This window comes from Mesorhizobium sp. WSM4846, from assembly GCF_055811415.1.
This window is the reverse complement of record NZ_JBVVPZ010000009.1, coordinates 55,196-69,839: the sequence shown is the minus strand read 5'-3', so window position 1 is coordinate 69,839 and position 14,644 is coordinate 55,196. Positions and strand designations below refer to the sequence as shown.

The following is a 14,644-nucleotide window of genomic DNA, read 5'->3' as shown; positions in this document are numbered from 1 at the left end:
GCGCCGCTCAGGCGCCGGTGATCAGCTTCCCAGCCTTGGCGATCCACGAGCCCGCATTCTCGCGCGGCTCGAGCCCACCAGTCTGCAGGAGCTTGTAGGAATCCTTGTACCACACGCTGTCGGGATAGTTGGTGCCAAGCACAGCAGCGGCAGTCTGCGCTTCCGATGTCAGTCCCATCGCATAATAGGTTTCGGTAAGGCGCGCGAGCGCTTCCTCGACATGGCGCGTGTTGGAATAGGTCTCCACCACGACGCGGAACCGCTTGACGGCGGCGATGTATTCACGGCGCTCGAGATAGTAGCGGCCAATCTGCATCTCCTTGCCGGCGAGCTGGTCGTTGGCGAAGCGGATCTTTTCCTTGGCGTCATCGACATATTCGGAATCGGGCCAGCGCGTCACAAGATCCTGCATCGTCTGCACGGTCTGACGCGCTTCCTTCTGGTCCTGGGTGACATCCCTGATTTGCCGGTAGTAGCTCAGCCCGATGATGTACTGGGCATAGGCAGCGTCGTCGGTCGACGGATAGAGCGTGAGATAGCGCTTGGCCGAACCGACAGCCTCGGTATAGTTGCCCTGGCGATAATCGGCAAAGGCGCCCATCACCATCGATTTGCGGGCGTATTCGGAATAGGGATGCTGGCGGTCGACCGCACTGAATTTGCGGCTCGCCTCCTGCAGGCGCCCGGCATTCAGATTGGCGAGGCCCTGATTGTAGAGAACGTCTGCCGGCTCGGTCTGCTCGACATAGGTCGACAGGTCGACATCCTTTTCGGACGACATGCAGGCCGACAGGAACAGCGATGGAACAACCACCGAAAGCGCCAGGAAAACAGCCCGATGCGGCGCTTTCGATTGACCAATTCGCTTGAAGAACATGATTGGATTCCGCCCTTTCGGCGTCATTTCAGTCGACATTTCGCCCTGGGGCAGCAGGCATAACCATAATCGCCGTGCCCGGCAACGCTATCTCCGGCCATTCGCACATTTTTGTGGCAGCCTGGCGCAGCCCGCACACTTGCGTGATTTCGCCGGCCGATGGTGCATTCATGCAACACAGGCCGGCGGCCATAAAACGCAAACGTTAAGAATCAGATCATCCAGGGCGCGTAGACAGGTGCATAGACGGCGCTCTTTTCGACGGTGCGACCGCGCTCGCGGCGTGTCGTCTCGACGATCTCGAACGCCAAACGGTCCGACAAAAGGCGGCGCAGCGCTGCCGCATTCAGCCTGTGGCCGCCGCGATAGGAACGGAAGCAGCCAATGAACCGGGCGCCGGCCAGCGCCAGATCGCCCATGGCGTCCATCGTCTTGTGGCGCACGAATTCGTTGGGATAGCGCAAGCCTCCGATGTTGATCACGCGGTTGTCGTCGCCGATCACCAGGGAGTTTTCCAGCGAGGAGCCGAGCGCATAGCCGGCTGCCCACAGCCGCTCGACGTCCTTCATGAAACCAAAGGTCCGGGCCCGCGCGATATCGCGGCGAAAAATGTCGGCGTTCATGTCGGATGCAAAGAGCTGACGGCCGATCGCCGGGCTTTCGAAATCGATCTCGATTTCGAAGCGCGTGCCGTCATAGGGCCTGAACTCCGCCCAGGAGGCACCGTTCTCGATGCGAACCGGCTTGACCACCCTGATGTAGCGGCGCTTGACCGGCAGTGTATCGATGCCCGCCTGGTCGATAGCCTCCACGAACGCCATGGCGCTGCCGTCAAGGATCGGAACCTCACGGCCGTCGATCTCGATGACGACATTGTCGATGCCGAGCCCGAAAACCGTGGCCATCAGATGTTCGACTGTGGCGATGTGCTCGCCTGCCGGATCGCCGAGCATGGTGCACAGATCGGTGGCGCCGACCTCGGAAACGAGTGCGCGGAACTCCCGGACTTCGCTTCCATTCGAAAGCTGGAACACGACACCCGTATCAGCGTCTGCCGGCAGGAAACGAACGGTAACGGAATTGCCGCTGTGAACGCCGGTGCCGGTCAGCGTCGCACGCGATCTAAGTGTCGTCTGATAGTCGTGCAAAACAAACCCCATAGCCCATACTGCCTACGTCCGCTTCATAAGCCCAAGGGCGCGGCTCTTTGATCGGCAGGCAGGGCCACTTCCCCGAATCCCAGCAAACCGAAATTGATCGCGGCGAAGATAGTGGTCCGGCAGGAAGTCTCCAAATCACGGTTTCTTACTTTCTGTAACCGCGATCCGAACCGGATACGGTCTCATAACTCCTTGTTTTACAGGCACTTTTAGCGTTAACAGGCAAACAATTTCTTGTCTGCCTGTTAACAACTGTTACGGTCCGTTAACAGGTTAGTTGGCCTGGCGGCGCAGGAATGCCGGAATCTCCAGCTGATCGTCTTCCTGGACAGCCCTGCTCTGCGGCGTCAGCCGGCCCTGGTCGTCCAACTGGCCGCGGCGTGGCGCGTAAAGCTGCGGATCCTGGCTGGCAAGGCGGCGCACTTCGGGTGCCGCCTGACGCAGTTTCGGCTCGCGCGGCTGCGCCGGCTGCAGCCGTGCAGGCTCTTCTTCGCGACGGGTAAGGCCGTTGGTCAGGCGCTTGAGCAGTCCCATCGGTCCGCTGTTCTCGTGGTCGGCCGGACGGCTTTTGGCTTCCACCTCGGCTTTCACCACCGGCGGAAAGTCCTCGACGCGCGGCATGCGCTGGGGCGCTGCCGGCTGAAGCACTTCACGCTGCAGCGCGGGCTGCATCGTTTGCTGAACCATTGGCTGCAGCATCGGCTGCGGCTGGGCCGGCGGCGCCTGGAAGATCTTGCTCTGCGGGCGGAAATCTTCCGCCTGGGAGGCCGGCGCGGGACGCGCCATCGCCGCCGCATTCGCCTCGGCGAGCTGGATTGCCTCGGCGACCGGATCGGCGGCGCGCGGCTCGTAGCCTCCCTGCTGGACAGGCGCCGGACGGCTTTCCGTGACCGGAGCGGCCGGGCGGCTGACCGGCTTTGGCGGAGCCGTGCGGATGGCGATCGGCGCGGCAGCGATTTCTGCCGCCGATTTGTCGATGCCGGTAGCAACCACCGAGACGCGGATGACGCCTTCGAGATCCTCGTCGAAGGTCGCACCCAGGATGATGTTGGCTTCCTGGTCGACCTCCTCGCGAATTCGGGTCGCCGCCTCGTCGACTTCGAACAGGGTCAGGTCGCGGCCGCCGGTGATCGAGATCAACAACCCCTTGGCGCCCTTCATCGAGGTCTCGTCGAGCAGCGGATTGGCGATCGCGGCTTCGGCGGCGGCCATGGCGCGCCCCTCGCCGGAAGCTTCGCCCGTCCCCATCATCGCCTTGCCCATCTCGCGCATGACCGAGCGGACGTCGGCGAAGTCGAGGTTGATCAGCCCTTCCTTGACCATCAGGTCGGTGATGCAGGCGACGCCGGAATAGAGCACCTGGTCGGCCATGGCGAAAGCGTCGGCAAAGGTCGTCTTGTCATTGGCCAGCCGGAACAGGTTCTGGTTGGGGATGACGATGAGGGTATCGACGCATTTCTGCAATTCCTCGATGCCCAGATCCGCCGTCTTCATGCGACGCTGGCCTTCGAAATGGAACGGCTTGGTGACGACGCCGACGGTGAGAATCCCCTTCTCGCGCGCCGCACGTGCAACGACCGGCGCGGCCCCCGTGCCGGTGCCGCCGCCCATGCCGGCAGTGACGAAGCACATATGGGTGTTGGAGAGATGATCGACGATCTCGTCGATGCATTCCTCCGCCGCGGCGCGTCCGACTTCCGGCTGCGACCCCGCACCCAGGCCCTCGGTGACATGCGCGCCGAGCTGGATCAGGCGATCCGCCTTGGACATGGTCAGCGCCTGCGCATCGGTATTGGCCACCACGAACTCGACGCCGCGCAAGCCGGCGGTGATCATGTTGTTGACGGCATTGCCGCCGCCGCCGCCGACACCGAACACGGTGATACGCGGCTTCAGCTCGGTGATGTCCGGCTTTTGCAGATTGATGGTCATTGTCTCCGTCCTTTGCCTTTCCCGCCGCTTCGCCGCTGCGGCCGCCTATGGGGCTGTCCCCGTCAATTTAAAAACTGTCTCTCAACCACTGACTCATTCGATGCAGTTTTCCGCCTGTTCCGGTCATCCTGAGACCAGAAATTCCTTTCGCTGGATGGCTCTCGAAATTCGCCATCTGCGGGTAGATCAGAAGCCCGACTGGCGTCGAGAAAGCCGGCCCCTTGGCCGCCTCCGGCAGGCCCGCTACACCGAGCGGACGGCCGATGCGCACATTGCGTCCGAGAATGCGGCGCGCTGCCTCGGGCAGGCCGGAAAGCTGGCTGGCGCCGCCGGTCAGCACGACGCGCTTGCCGGCCGCGTTGCCGTAGCCGGACCTGTTCAGCCGGTCGCGCAACAGTTCGAGCGTCTCGTCGATGCGCGCCCGGATGATGCGCGTCATCACCGAACGCGGGATCTGAAGCGGCACCTCGCCGTCCTCGCCGATCGGCTGTATCGAGACCAGGTCGCGGTCGTCGGCACTGCCGGGCAGCGCCGAGCCATGCATCACTTTCAGCCTCTCGGCGGCATCGAGCGAGGTTGACAGGCCCTTGGCCATGTCCAGCGTAACGTGGTTGCCGCCGATGGCGATGGCGTCGCCATGAACGAACTTGCCTTCCGAAAACATCGAGATCGTCGTGGTGCCGCCGCCCATGTCGATGCAGGCTGCGCCCATCTCGAGTTCGTCGTCGACCAGTGCGGCAAGACCGCTGGCATAGGGCGTCGCCACCATGCGCTCGACCGACAGGTGCGAACGGTTGATGCAAAGCTCCAGATTGCGCAACGGTGCCGCGTCACCCGTCAGCACGTGCATGTCGACGCCGAGCTGGTCGCCGACCATGCCGCGCGGATCACGCACGCCGCGCTCGGCGTCCAGCGAAAAGCCGACGGGAAGCGAATGGATCACTTCGCGCTCGGCCCGCAGCGCCTGCTTGGCGCCGGCGGCAAGCACGCGCTTGATGTCGGCCTCGTCCGCCTCATGGCCGCCAAGGTTGATGGTTGCCGAGAAGCTTTCGCTCTTCAGCCGGCCGGCCGTCATGTTGACGATCAGCGAATCGACGGTCAGCCCGGCCATGCGCTCGGCGGCATCGACGGCAAGGCGGATGGCGTGCTCGGCCCTGTCGAGATCGATGACGACACCCGATTTCACGCCTTGCGATTTCTGGTGGCCGATGCCGATCACCTGGATGCGATGCGAGCGCCCGCGCAGCAGCATGCCGTCCTCGCGCGGCTTGAGCTTGGCCACCACGCAGCAGACCTTGCTCGAGCCGACATCCAGCACCGTCATGATGCCGGACCGGCGCGACGAGGCATCGCTGTTGCCGCCAAGCCAGCTCATATCTTCGTCTCCGGCTTGCGCTTCGGCATTTTCGGCTTTTCATTGAGCGCGGCCTGACGCTGCGTCGCCGCCTCCGGCGTCAACTGGACGACGAGGCGATCGGAAAGGCGCATGTCGACGGCGGCGATATCGCGCGTCAAAAGCCCGTTCTCTCGGTCCATCCTGAGCAGATCGGCGATCGCCTGGTCCTCGCCATCCTCGGGGAGCTTGACCGTGATGCCGTTTTCCAGCTTCAGGTCCCAACGCCGTTCGCCGATGCGGATGTTGCCTTTGATCCGTGCGGCAAGCTCTGGGTATTTCTTGATCCTGGCCAGGAAATCCGGCGCCTTGGCCGGGGCGCCGGTGCCGACGATCAGCGGCAGCAGCGACTGCTTGCCGCCGGAGAATGGCGCGATCACGGCGCCGGAGCGCTCGATGACCGAAAGCTCGCTGCCCTGCTGCCAGAGCGCGAAGGGCTCACGCTCCTCGATGCGCACCTCCAGCGTGTGCGGATAGACCTTGCGCACCGCCGCAACCTCGACCCAGGGCAGCGTGGCGATGCGTTCCCGCGCGGCTTCGGCATCGAAGCCGATCAGCGACGTCCAGCCATCGAGCTGCATCCTGTCGAGAATATCGATCTCGGAGGTTGCGCGGTTGCCGACGACCTTGATCTGGTCGACGGCAAAGCCGGTGCGGGCGGTGATGCCCTGGACGATAGCGTCGACATGCCCGCCGAGATAGGCGCCATAGGCACTGCCCGATACGAGCAGCGCCGCCGACAGCACGGCTGCGAAAAACGGCGGCACCTCGAAGTCGTCCTCGCCCAGACGCGCCAGCATGCGCGCCGGCCGGCGAAGCAGGCGCGGCAGCACGAAATGGTCGAACGACAACGCCACGCCGAACAGCATCGGCCCGGCCGCACCCTTCCCCTTGCCCTGTCCCCACCTCAACGCAGACACGAAGCGTCCTCCACCATCCAACTCAACAAATCGCCGAACGAGTGTCCCGCCTGCGCGGCGATCTCAGGCACCAAGGATGTCGGCGTCATGCCGGGCTGAGTGTTGACCTCGAGCCAGACAATTTCGCCGTTCTCGGAGTGTCGATCATCATAACGGAAGTCCGACCGGGAAACGCCCCGGCAGCCGATGGCTTGGTGAGCCCTGAGCGTCAGTGTCTGTATTTTTTGGTAAATATTCGGTGAAATTTTTGCAGGGCATTCGTGTTTTGATCCGCCCGCGACGTATTTTGAATCATAGTCGTAGAAGGAATGGCCGGTCGGGATGATCTCGCAGACGCCGAGCGCCACATCGCCCATCACCGCGCAGGTCAACTCCCGCCCGTGCACATAGCGCTCCGCCATGACGGTATCGCCATACTTCCAGTCGGACGAACCGATGACCTGCGGCGGATGCGACTGCCCTTCGTGCACGATGACGACACCGAAGCTCGACCCCTCATTGACCGGCTTGACGACGTAGGGCGGCTTCATCGGGTGCTTGTTCTGGATGGCGAAGCGATTGACCACCCTCGATTCGGCGACCGGAATGCCGACAGACTTGGCGATCTTCTTGGCTTGCTCCTTGTTCATGGCAAGCGCCGAGGCGAGCACGCCGGAATGGGTGTAGGGGATGGCAAGATATTCGAGGATGCCCTGGATGGTGCCGTCCTCGCCGAAAGGACCATGCAGCGCATTGAAGGCAACATCAGGCTTGAGCTCAGCCAGCACCGATCCAACATCGCGCGAGACGTCGACGCGAGTGACCTGGTAGCCTTCCGTCTCGAGCGCATCGGCACAGGCTTTCCCCGAAGACAAGGACACGGGCCGCTCGGACGAGAATCCGCCCAGAAGGACGGCCACGTGCTTGCTTTTCATTTCCCGTCATTCCCTATCACGGCGGGCCCTTTCACTGCGGGTCTGCATCTCACACGCCCCGGAAAGGGCCATACACTCAAACGCTCGGAGCAGTCCCTGCTCTGATGATTTCTGCACCATCGGTCCCCGAGTTTTCCCGGCAGGCAGCCCCTGACGGAAAAACGCTGGTGACGCGTCGAAACGACTCAAATCAGGAAACGCTTCAGGGCAGAGAATCAGAGAGTTGAATCGCTGGCAAGTCCTTACGATTCCGCGAGATTCACTTTCCGCAAAAACGGCCGCGAAAACTGTGTTGTTGAGTCCTTACAGCAACTGTCCGAGGAATTCCTGGACCTCGTGCCCTGGCCGGAACTTGCCGATGCGCTTGATTTCCCAATGCAGCCGGATGCCCGACCTTTCGAGCACGCGCGCGCGCACCGTCTCTCCAAGATATTCAAGGTCGTAGCCGGTCGCGGTTCCCGTGTTGATCATGAAGTTGCAATGCATCGGCGACATCTGCGCGCCGCCGATCATCAGCCCCCGACAGCCCGCCCTGTCGATCTCCTTCCAGGCCGAGGTGCCCTCCGGATTCTTGAAGGTCGAGCCGCCGGTCTTTTCGCGGATCGGCTGCACGGTCTCGCGATGATGCTGGACGGCGTCCATCGCCGCCTTGATCGCGGCCTTGTCTGCCACAACGCCTTCGAACACCGCCGATGTGAAGATCAGCCCGGCAGGTGCTGCCGAATGGCGATAGGCGTAACCCATATCGGCGTTGCTCAGCGTGTGCACATTGCCCTTGCGGTCGAGCGCCCGCACCTCGACGACGCGCTCGCGCGTCTCGACGCCATTGGCGCCGGCATTCATCCTCAGCGCACCGCCGATGGCGCCCGGAATGCCGTGGTAGAACTCAAAGCCGCCTACGCCAGCCTGATAGGCGACAGCGGCAAGGCGTTTGTCGGGCGTGGCCGCACCCGCCTTGATCGTGGTCGGCGCAATCACTTCGGCTTCGCCAAAGCCCTTGGCCGAAAGCCGGATGACGAAGCCCGCAATACCGCCGTCACGGACAAGCAGGTTCGAGCCGATACCGACGGTGGTCAGCGGTATCTCTTCGGGCACTGCTCCCAGGAACGCAGCGAGATCGTCTTCGTCGGCCGGCTGGAACAGCGCGTCGGCCAGCCCGCCGGCGCGGAACCAGGTGATCTTGTCCATCTCGGCATTGGGCGTGATGCGGCCGCGCAGGCCGGCAAGCCGGCCGCCAAGCTTGTCGATCAATGCCTGGCCACGCATCATGAGGCAGTACCGCCGAGTTCCCTGGGCAGCGCGTAGGCCCATTGGGTGATGTTGCCGGCACCGAGGAAGACGATGAAGTCGCCTGGTTTGGCCAGGTCGCGGATAACCGGCGCAATCGCCGCGGGGCCTTCGATGTAGCGCGCGTCGCGATGGCCGCCGGAGCGGATGCGCGACACCAATGCCTCGGACGTCACCCCGTCGATCGGCTCTTCGCCTGCCGCATAGACCGGCGCCACCATCACCGTGTCGGCATCGTTGAAGCAGACGGAAAACTCGTCGAACAGATCGTGAAGCCGGGTGAAGCGGTGCGGCTGGGCAATCGCGATGACGCGGCCCTTGGTGGCATCGCGCGCCGCCTTGAGAACCGCCGTGATCTCGACCGGATGGTGGCCGTAATCATCGAACACATCGACGCCGTTCCACGAACCGGTACGGGTGAAGCGCCGCTTGACGCCGGCGAAGGACGACAGGCCCTTCCTGATCGCCTCGGCCGAAAGGCCGAGCTCATGCGCGACGGCGATCGCCGCCGTCGCATTGGCGACGTTGTGACGGCCGGGCATCGGCAGGCGCAGGCCTGATATCGTCGACTGGCCGCCGGTCTTGCGGTCGCGGATCACCACGTCGAATTCCGAGGTCGGGCCATCCATGCGGTGATTGATGAAACGCACGTCGGCCTGTGCGTTCTCGCCATAGGTGATGACGCGCCGGTCCTCGATGCGGCTGACCAGCGCCTGCACCTCGGGATGGTCGGTGCACATGACGCCGAAGCCGTAGAACGGCACGTTTTCGACGAACTGGCGAAAGGCCTCGCGCACCTTGTCGAAGGAGCCGTAATGGTCGAGATGTTCGGGATCGATATTGGTGACGACGGCAATCTCGGCCGGCAGCTTCAGGAACGTGCCGTCGCTCTCATCGGCCTCCACCACCATCCATTCGCCATCGCCCATGCGGGCGTTGGTGCCGTAGGCATTGATGATGCCGCCATTGATCACGGTCGGATCGAGCCCGCCGGCCTCGAGCAGCGTCGCCACCATCGAGGTCGTCGTCGTCTTGCCATGCGTGCCGCCGATGGCCACCGCCTGCCGGAAGCGCATCAGTTCGGCCAGCATCTCGGCGCGACGGACGATGGGAAGCAGTTTCTCGCGTGCCGCCTTCAGCTCCGGATTGGATTTCTTGATCGCCGTCGAGACGACGACCACTTCGGCATCGCCGATATTGTCGGCATGATGACCGACAAAGCATTCGATGCCCTTGTCGCGCAGCCGCTGCACATTGGCGCTGTCGGCCTGGTCGGACCCTTGCACCTGGTAGCCGAGATTATGCAGCACCTCGGCGATGCCGCTCATGCCGATACCGCCGATGCCGATGAAATGCACGAGGCCGATCGTCTGCGGCATCTTCATACGTGCGTCTCCTTCCTGAATTCCGATACGCTTTTCTTCGACGCAATAGCCTCTGTCAGATCGGCGAGCAACCGTGCCGCGTCCGGTTTTCCGGCCGATTTCGCCGCCGCTGCCATTGTGGTCAGCCGCTCCGGATCGTCCATCAGCGCTCCGACGAGCGCGGCGATGCGCTCGGACGAAAGCGTCGATTGCGGATGCACTTCGCCGCCGCCTGCCGCCGCCAATGCCGCGGCATTGGCGGCCTGGTCGTGGTCGAGCGCATGCGGATAGGGCACCAGCAGCGCCGGCCGGCCGATCACCGCGATTTCCGATACGGTCGATGCGCCGGACCGCGACATCACCAGGTGCGCCGCAGCCATGCGCGCCGCCATGTCGGTGAAGAAGGGCGACACCTCAGCCTCGACGCCAAGGGCGGCATAGGCCGCCTTCACCCGCTCGACATCGTCGGCACGCGCCTGCTGGGTGATATCAAGCCGCTTGCGTTGTGCATCGGAAAGCTGTCGAACCGCCGCCGGCACCGCATCGGAAAAGAACTGTGCGCCCTGGCTGCCGCCGAACACCAGAAAGCGGAACCGCTGCTCCCCGGTCGACGCCGCATAGGGCGTCTTTGCCGCCTCCAGCACTTGCGGTCTGACCGGATTGCCGGTCGTCACCGTCTTGGCGCCTGCAGCGCTTGAATCTTCCGGCAAGAACCCGCCGGCGATGGCATCGACACGGCCGGCGAGCGCGCGGTTGGCGCGCCCCATCACCGCGTTCTGCTCGTGGATCAGCGTCGGCACCTTGCGCCGCGTCGCTGCATAGAGCGGCGGCAGTGTCGGATAGCCGCCGAAACCGACCACGACGGCGGGCTTGACCCGGCCGATCACGGCCGATGCCTGCCGCACGCCGCCCCAGATCTTCCAGAAGGCGGCGAGCACGGCGAAGGGGTTTTTCGAGCCGATGGTCGCCGACTGGATCGGATGGATGCCCGCCGCCGGGAACTGGCCGGCAAAACGCTCGGCACGATCATCGGCGGCGAGATGCACCGTCCAGCCGCGCCTGATCAGCTCGTGCGCCAGCGCCTCGGCCGGGAAGAGATGCCCGCCCGTGCCGCCGGCCGCCAGAAGGATCGCGCCCCTCGACATTTCACTCCGCCGGCATGGCGCGCTGCGACGGCGCGAAGCCCAACTGCTTGCGCTTTTCCGGCCGCTTGCGCGTCAGCGCCAGCACCATGCCCATCGAGATGGCGATGGCGATCTGCGAGGAGCCGCCATAGGAGATGAACGGCAAGGTCATGCCCTTGGCCGGCATCAGCTGCAGATTGACGGCCATGTTGATGACCGACTGCAGACCGAAGACCGTGACCAGGCCGCCGACCGCATAGCGTGTGAAATCGTCCTGCTCCTTGAGCGCGGTGCCGAGGCCGCGCAGCACGATGAAGGCGAAGATGATCATGATGAAGAAGCACATGATGAGTCCGAACTCCTCGCCGGCCACCGAGTAGACGAAATCGGCATGGCTGTCGGGTATCACCCGCTTGACGGTGCCCTCGCCCGGACCGACGCCGAACCAGCCGCCATTGATCAGCGCATCGCGGCCCATGTCGACCTGGAACGTGTCTCCCTCGCCGGTCATGAAGCGATCGATGCGGCCGGCGACATGCGGGAACACGGTATAGGCGGCAAACACGCCGCCGATGCCGACAGCGCCCAGCGCGATGATCCACAGCCATGGCAGTCCGGCCATGAAGAACATCACCCCCCAGGTGCCGAGCACCAGCATGGTCTGGCCGAAATCGGGCTGCGCCACCAGCAGCGAGATGACGAGGGCCAGCAGCAGCATGGCGAACAGATTGCCTGGAATGTCGGGCTGGCGCTTGTGTTCGGCAAACAGCCAGGCGCAGATGACGACGAAGGCAGGCTTCAGGAATTCCGACGGCTGCAGCGACACCCCGGCGAGCGACACCCAGCGACGCGCGCCCTTCACCTCGACGCCGATGTAGAGCACCGCCAACATCAGCACCAGCGTGATGCACAGCATCGCCAGGGCCATGCGCCTGATCTGCCGCGATTCCAGGAAGGAGACGGCCAGCATCACGCCAAGTGCGGGAATGGTGAAGATGATCTGCCTCGTGGCGAAGTGGAAACTGTCCAGGCCGATGCGCTGGGCCACCGCCGGGCTTGCCGCGAAGGACAGCACGATGCCGAGCCCCATCAGCGACAGGAACGCAGCCAGGAACCAGCGATCGATCGTCCACCACCAGGTGGCAACCGGGCTTTTGTCGAGACGGCTTTGCATTATCGTGCCCCTCCGATGAGCTTCACGCCATCAATAGTGCTCGCAGCTTGCCTGAAGGCTTCGCCGCGCACTTCGAAATTCTTGAACTGGTCGAAACTGGCGCAGGCCGGTGAAAGCAGCACCACCACCTCGCCGTTGCAGTCGTCCCTGGCCGCGTCGCTTGCCGCATGCTCGACAGCTGCCGCCAGAGTGCCGGAGATCTCGTAGGGCACCGCCTCGCCAAGCGTCGCCGAGAAGGCTGGTGCGGCCTCGCCGATCAGATAGGCTTTGGCGATGCGCGGAAAGAGGCCGCGCAACGGCTCGATGCCACCCTCTTTCGGCAACCCGCCGGCGATCCAGTAGATGCGCGGAAAGGAGGACAATGCGGGCGCAGCCGCATCGGCATTGGTCGCCTTGGAATCGTTGATGAACAGCACATGGCCCTTGCGGCCGACCTGCTCCATACGGTGCGCCAGCCCGGGAAAGCTCTCCAGCCCCGACTGGATCTCGCCCAGATCGAGCCCGACCTTGAGGCAGGCGGCGAGAGCGGCCAGCGCATTCTGCGCATTGTGCTGGCCGCGCAGCGAGCCGATGCCTTCGAGAAAGGCGACCCGGCTGTAACGGCCGTGCACCGCCTCCATCAGATCGGTGCCCTCGGCGAAATAGCCGTCGGTCAGCGGCAGGCGCTTCGAAATGCGGATGACGTGCCGGCCTGCCCGCTCCAGCCGGTCGGCGAGCTGGGCGCACCAGGAATCGTCGACGCCGACGATGGCCGTTTCGCTGCCGGCCGTCAGCCGCTCCTTGATCGCGGCGTAGTGCTGCATCGTGCCATGACGGTCAAGATGATCGGGCGTCAGGTTGAGCAGGACGCCGGCGGTCGGATTGATCGAGGGCGCCAAGTCTATCTGGTAGGACGAGCATTCCACGACATAATGCCGCCCCGGTTCCGGCGGATCGAGCGTCATCACCGCGCGGCCGATATTGCCGCCCATCTGCGTGTCGCGTCCGGCCGATTTCAGGATATGCGCCGTCAGCGCCGTGGTCGTCGATTTGCCGTTGGTGCCGGTTATGGCGACGAAGGGTGCAGCCGGCGCCAGCAAGGTCCGCTGCCGGCAGAACAGCTCGATGTCGCCAATGATCTCGACGCCTGAAGCGCGCGCCAGTTCCACTGTCCAGTGCGGCTTCGGATGCGTCAGCGGCACGCCGGGCGACAGCACGAAGGCCGAGAACTTCGCCCAGTCGGCGCCACGCAGGTCGCCGGTCGCGATACCGACGGCCGCGGCATTGGCGACACTGCCGGGATTGTCGTCCCAGGCGAGCACCTCCGCCCCGCCCTCGATCAACGCGCGCGCAGTGGCGATCCCCGAGCCGCCGAGCCCGAAGAGTGAAACGCGCTTGCCTGCGAAGGATGCGGCGGCGATCAAGCGGCCTCCTATCGCAGCTTGAGGGTCGACAGGCCGACCAGCGCCAGGATGACGGCGATGATCCAGAAGCGGATCACCACCTGGCTTTCGGTCCAGCCGAGCTTTTCGAAATGATGGTGGATCGGCGCCATCAGGAATACCCGCTTGCCGGTCATCTTGAAGTAGCCGACCTGGATGATGACCGACAGGATCTCGACAACGAACAGGCCGCCGACGATGACCAGCACGATCTCGTGCTTGGTGGCAACCGCAACCGTGCCGATCAGGCCGCCAAGCGCCAGCGAGCCGGTATCGCCCATGAAGATCGCCGCCGGCGGTGCGTTGAACCACAGGAAGCCGAGGCCGGCGCCGATCACTGCGCCGAGGACCACCGCCAATTCACCGGTGCCGGGCACGAAATGGATCTGCAAATACTCGGCGAAGACCGCATTGCCGGACAGGTAGGCGATGACGCCGAAGGACGCCGCCGCGATCATGATCGGCACGATCGCAAGGCCGTCGAGGCCATCGGTCAGGTTCACCGCGTTGCCGGCGCCTACGATGACGAAGCACGAGAACGGGATGAAGAACCAGCCGAGATTGATGAGGAACTCCTTGGCGAAGGGGAAGGTCAGCGACGATGAGAACGGCGCCTGGCCATTGTGCATGATTACCCAGGCGGCGATGCCGGCGATGACGAATTCAAGCCCCAGCCGCGCCTTGCCAGAGAAGCCGAGATGCGATTGCTTCGTCACCTTGAGATAATCGTCGTAGAACCCGATCGAGCCGAAACCCAGGGTCACCAGCAGCACCACCCAGACATAGATGCTGGACAGGTTCGCCCACAACAGCGACGAGCCGGTGATGCCGCACAGGATCATCAGCCCGCCCATGGTCGGCGTGCCGGCTTTCTTGAAATGCGTCTGTGGCCCGTCGGCGCGGATCGGCTGGCCCTTGCCCTGCCGCAGCCTCAGCGAATTGATAATGGCCGGGCCGAAGATGAAGACGATCAGCGCCGCGGTGATCAGCGCGCCGCCGGTGCGGAAGGTTATGTAGCGGAAGACGTTGAAGACCGAGATCTTGTCCGCGAATTCGACGAGCAGTGTGAACATGCGAT

At 63.9% G+C, this 14,644-nt stretch carries 12 protein-coding genes; all 12 read right to left on the bottom strand.

What is annotated here, in order from left to right:
* Positions 1-7: 7 nt before the first annotated feature.
* The 12 genes from AC0L15_RS10895 to mraY all read right to left on the bottom strand — a co-directional run bounded on the left by AC0L15_RS10895 (position 8) and on the right by mraY (position 14,639).
* Entirely contained in the window at positions 8-877 is an 870-nt protein-coding gene (locus AC0L15_RS10895) for an outer membrane protein assembly factor BamD (protein WP_473496318.1), read from the bottom strand.
* 212 nt (positions 878-1,089) lie between these two features.
* Positions 1,090-2,037, bottom strand: coding sequence for a UDP-3-O-acyl-N-acetylglucosamine deacetylase (gene lpxC, locus AC0L15_RS10890; RefSeq protein ID WP_128167160.1), 948 nt, complete (start codon positions 2,035-2,037; stop codon positions 1,090-1,092).
* 273 nt (positions 2,038-2,310) lie between these two features.
* Positions 2,311-3,969, bottom strand: a complete 1,659-nt coding sequence (gene ftsZ, locus AC0L15_RS10885; protein WP_287249549.1) for a cell division protein FtsZ — start codon at positions 3,967-3,969, stop codon at positions 2,311-2,313.
* Positions 3,970-4,036: 67 nt separating this feature from the next.
* The gene (ftsA, locus tag AC0L15_RS10880) at positions 4,037-5,344 is read right to left on the bottom strand and encodes a cell division protein FtsA (protein WP_023798744.1); all 1,308 of its coding nucleotides are present in this window, start codon (positions 5,342-5,344) and stop codon (positions 4,037-4,039) included.
* Positions 5,341-6,282, bottom strand: a complete 942-nt coding sequence (locus tag AC0L15_RS10875) for a cell division protein FtsQ/DivIB (protein ID WP_473496317.1) — start codon at positions 6,280-6,282, stop codon at positions 5,341-5,343. The genes ftsA and AC0L15_RS10875 overlap by 4 nt, the downstream gene beginning before the upstream one ends.
* Entirely contained in the window at positions 6,270-7,196 is a 927-nt protein-coding gene (locus AC0L15_RS10870; RefSeq protein WP_287249545.1) for a D-alanine--D-alanine ligase, read from the bottom strand. Before AC0L15_RS10870 ends, AC0L15_RS10875 begins: the two co-directional genes overlap by 13 nt.
* Positions 7,197-7,499: 303 nt before the next feature.
* Positions 7,500-8,465 carry a UDP-N-acetylmuramate dehydrogenase gene (murB, locus tag AC0L15_RS10865; RefSeq protein ID WP_287249544.1) on the bottom strand — a complete coding sequence of 322 codons (966 nt, stop codon included), beginning with the start codon at positions 8,463-8,465 and terminating at the stop codon, positions 7,500-7,502.
* Positions 8,462-9,868: a UDP-N-acetylmuramate--L-alanine ligase gene (murC, locus tag AC0L15_RS10860; RefSeq protein WP_023798740.1), complete on the bottom strand. Its 1,407-nt coding sequence runs from the start codon at positions 9,866-9,868 to the stop codon at positions 8,462-8,464. The genes murB and murC overlap by 4 nt, the downstream gene beginning before the upstream one ends.
* Complete coding sequence (gene murG, locus AC0L15_RS10855) at positions 9,865-10,992, bottom strand: undecaprenyldiphospho-muramoylpentapeptide beta-N-acetylglucosaminyltransferase (protein WP_287249543.1); 1,128 nt, start codon at positions 10,990-10,992, stop codon at positions 9,865-9,867. The genes murC and murG overlap by 4 nt, the downstream gene beginning before the upstream one ends.
* 1 nt (position 10,993) lies before the next feature.
* Positions 10,994-12,145 carry a putative lipid II flippase FtsW gene (gene ftsW, locus AC0L15_RS10850; protein WP_023798738.1) on the bottom strand — a complete coding sequence of 384 codons (1,152 nt, stop codon included), beginning with the start codon at positions 12,143-12,145 and terminating at the stop codon, positions 10,994-10,996.
* Positions 12,145-13,548: a UDP-N-acetylmuramoyl-L-alanine--D-glutamate ligase gene (gene murD, locus AC0L15_RS10845; RefSeq protein WP_287249542.1), complete on the bottom strand. Its 1,404-nt coding sequence runs from the start codon at positions 13,546-13,548 to the stop codon at positions 12,145-12,147. Before murD ends, ftsW begins: the two co-directional genes overlap by 1 nt.
* 8 nt (positions 13,549-13,556) lie before the next feature.
* Positions 13,557-14,639 carry a phospho-N-acetylmuramoyl-pentapeptide-transferase gene (gene mraY, locus AC0L15_RS10840; protein ID WP_287235579.1) on the bottom strand — a complete coding sequence of 361 codons (1,083 nt, stop codon included), beginning with the start codon at positions 14,637-14,639 and terminating at the stop codon, positions 13,557-13,559.
* Between the last annotated feature and the right edge of the window lie 5 nt (positions 14,640-14,644).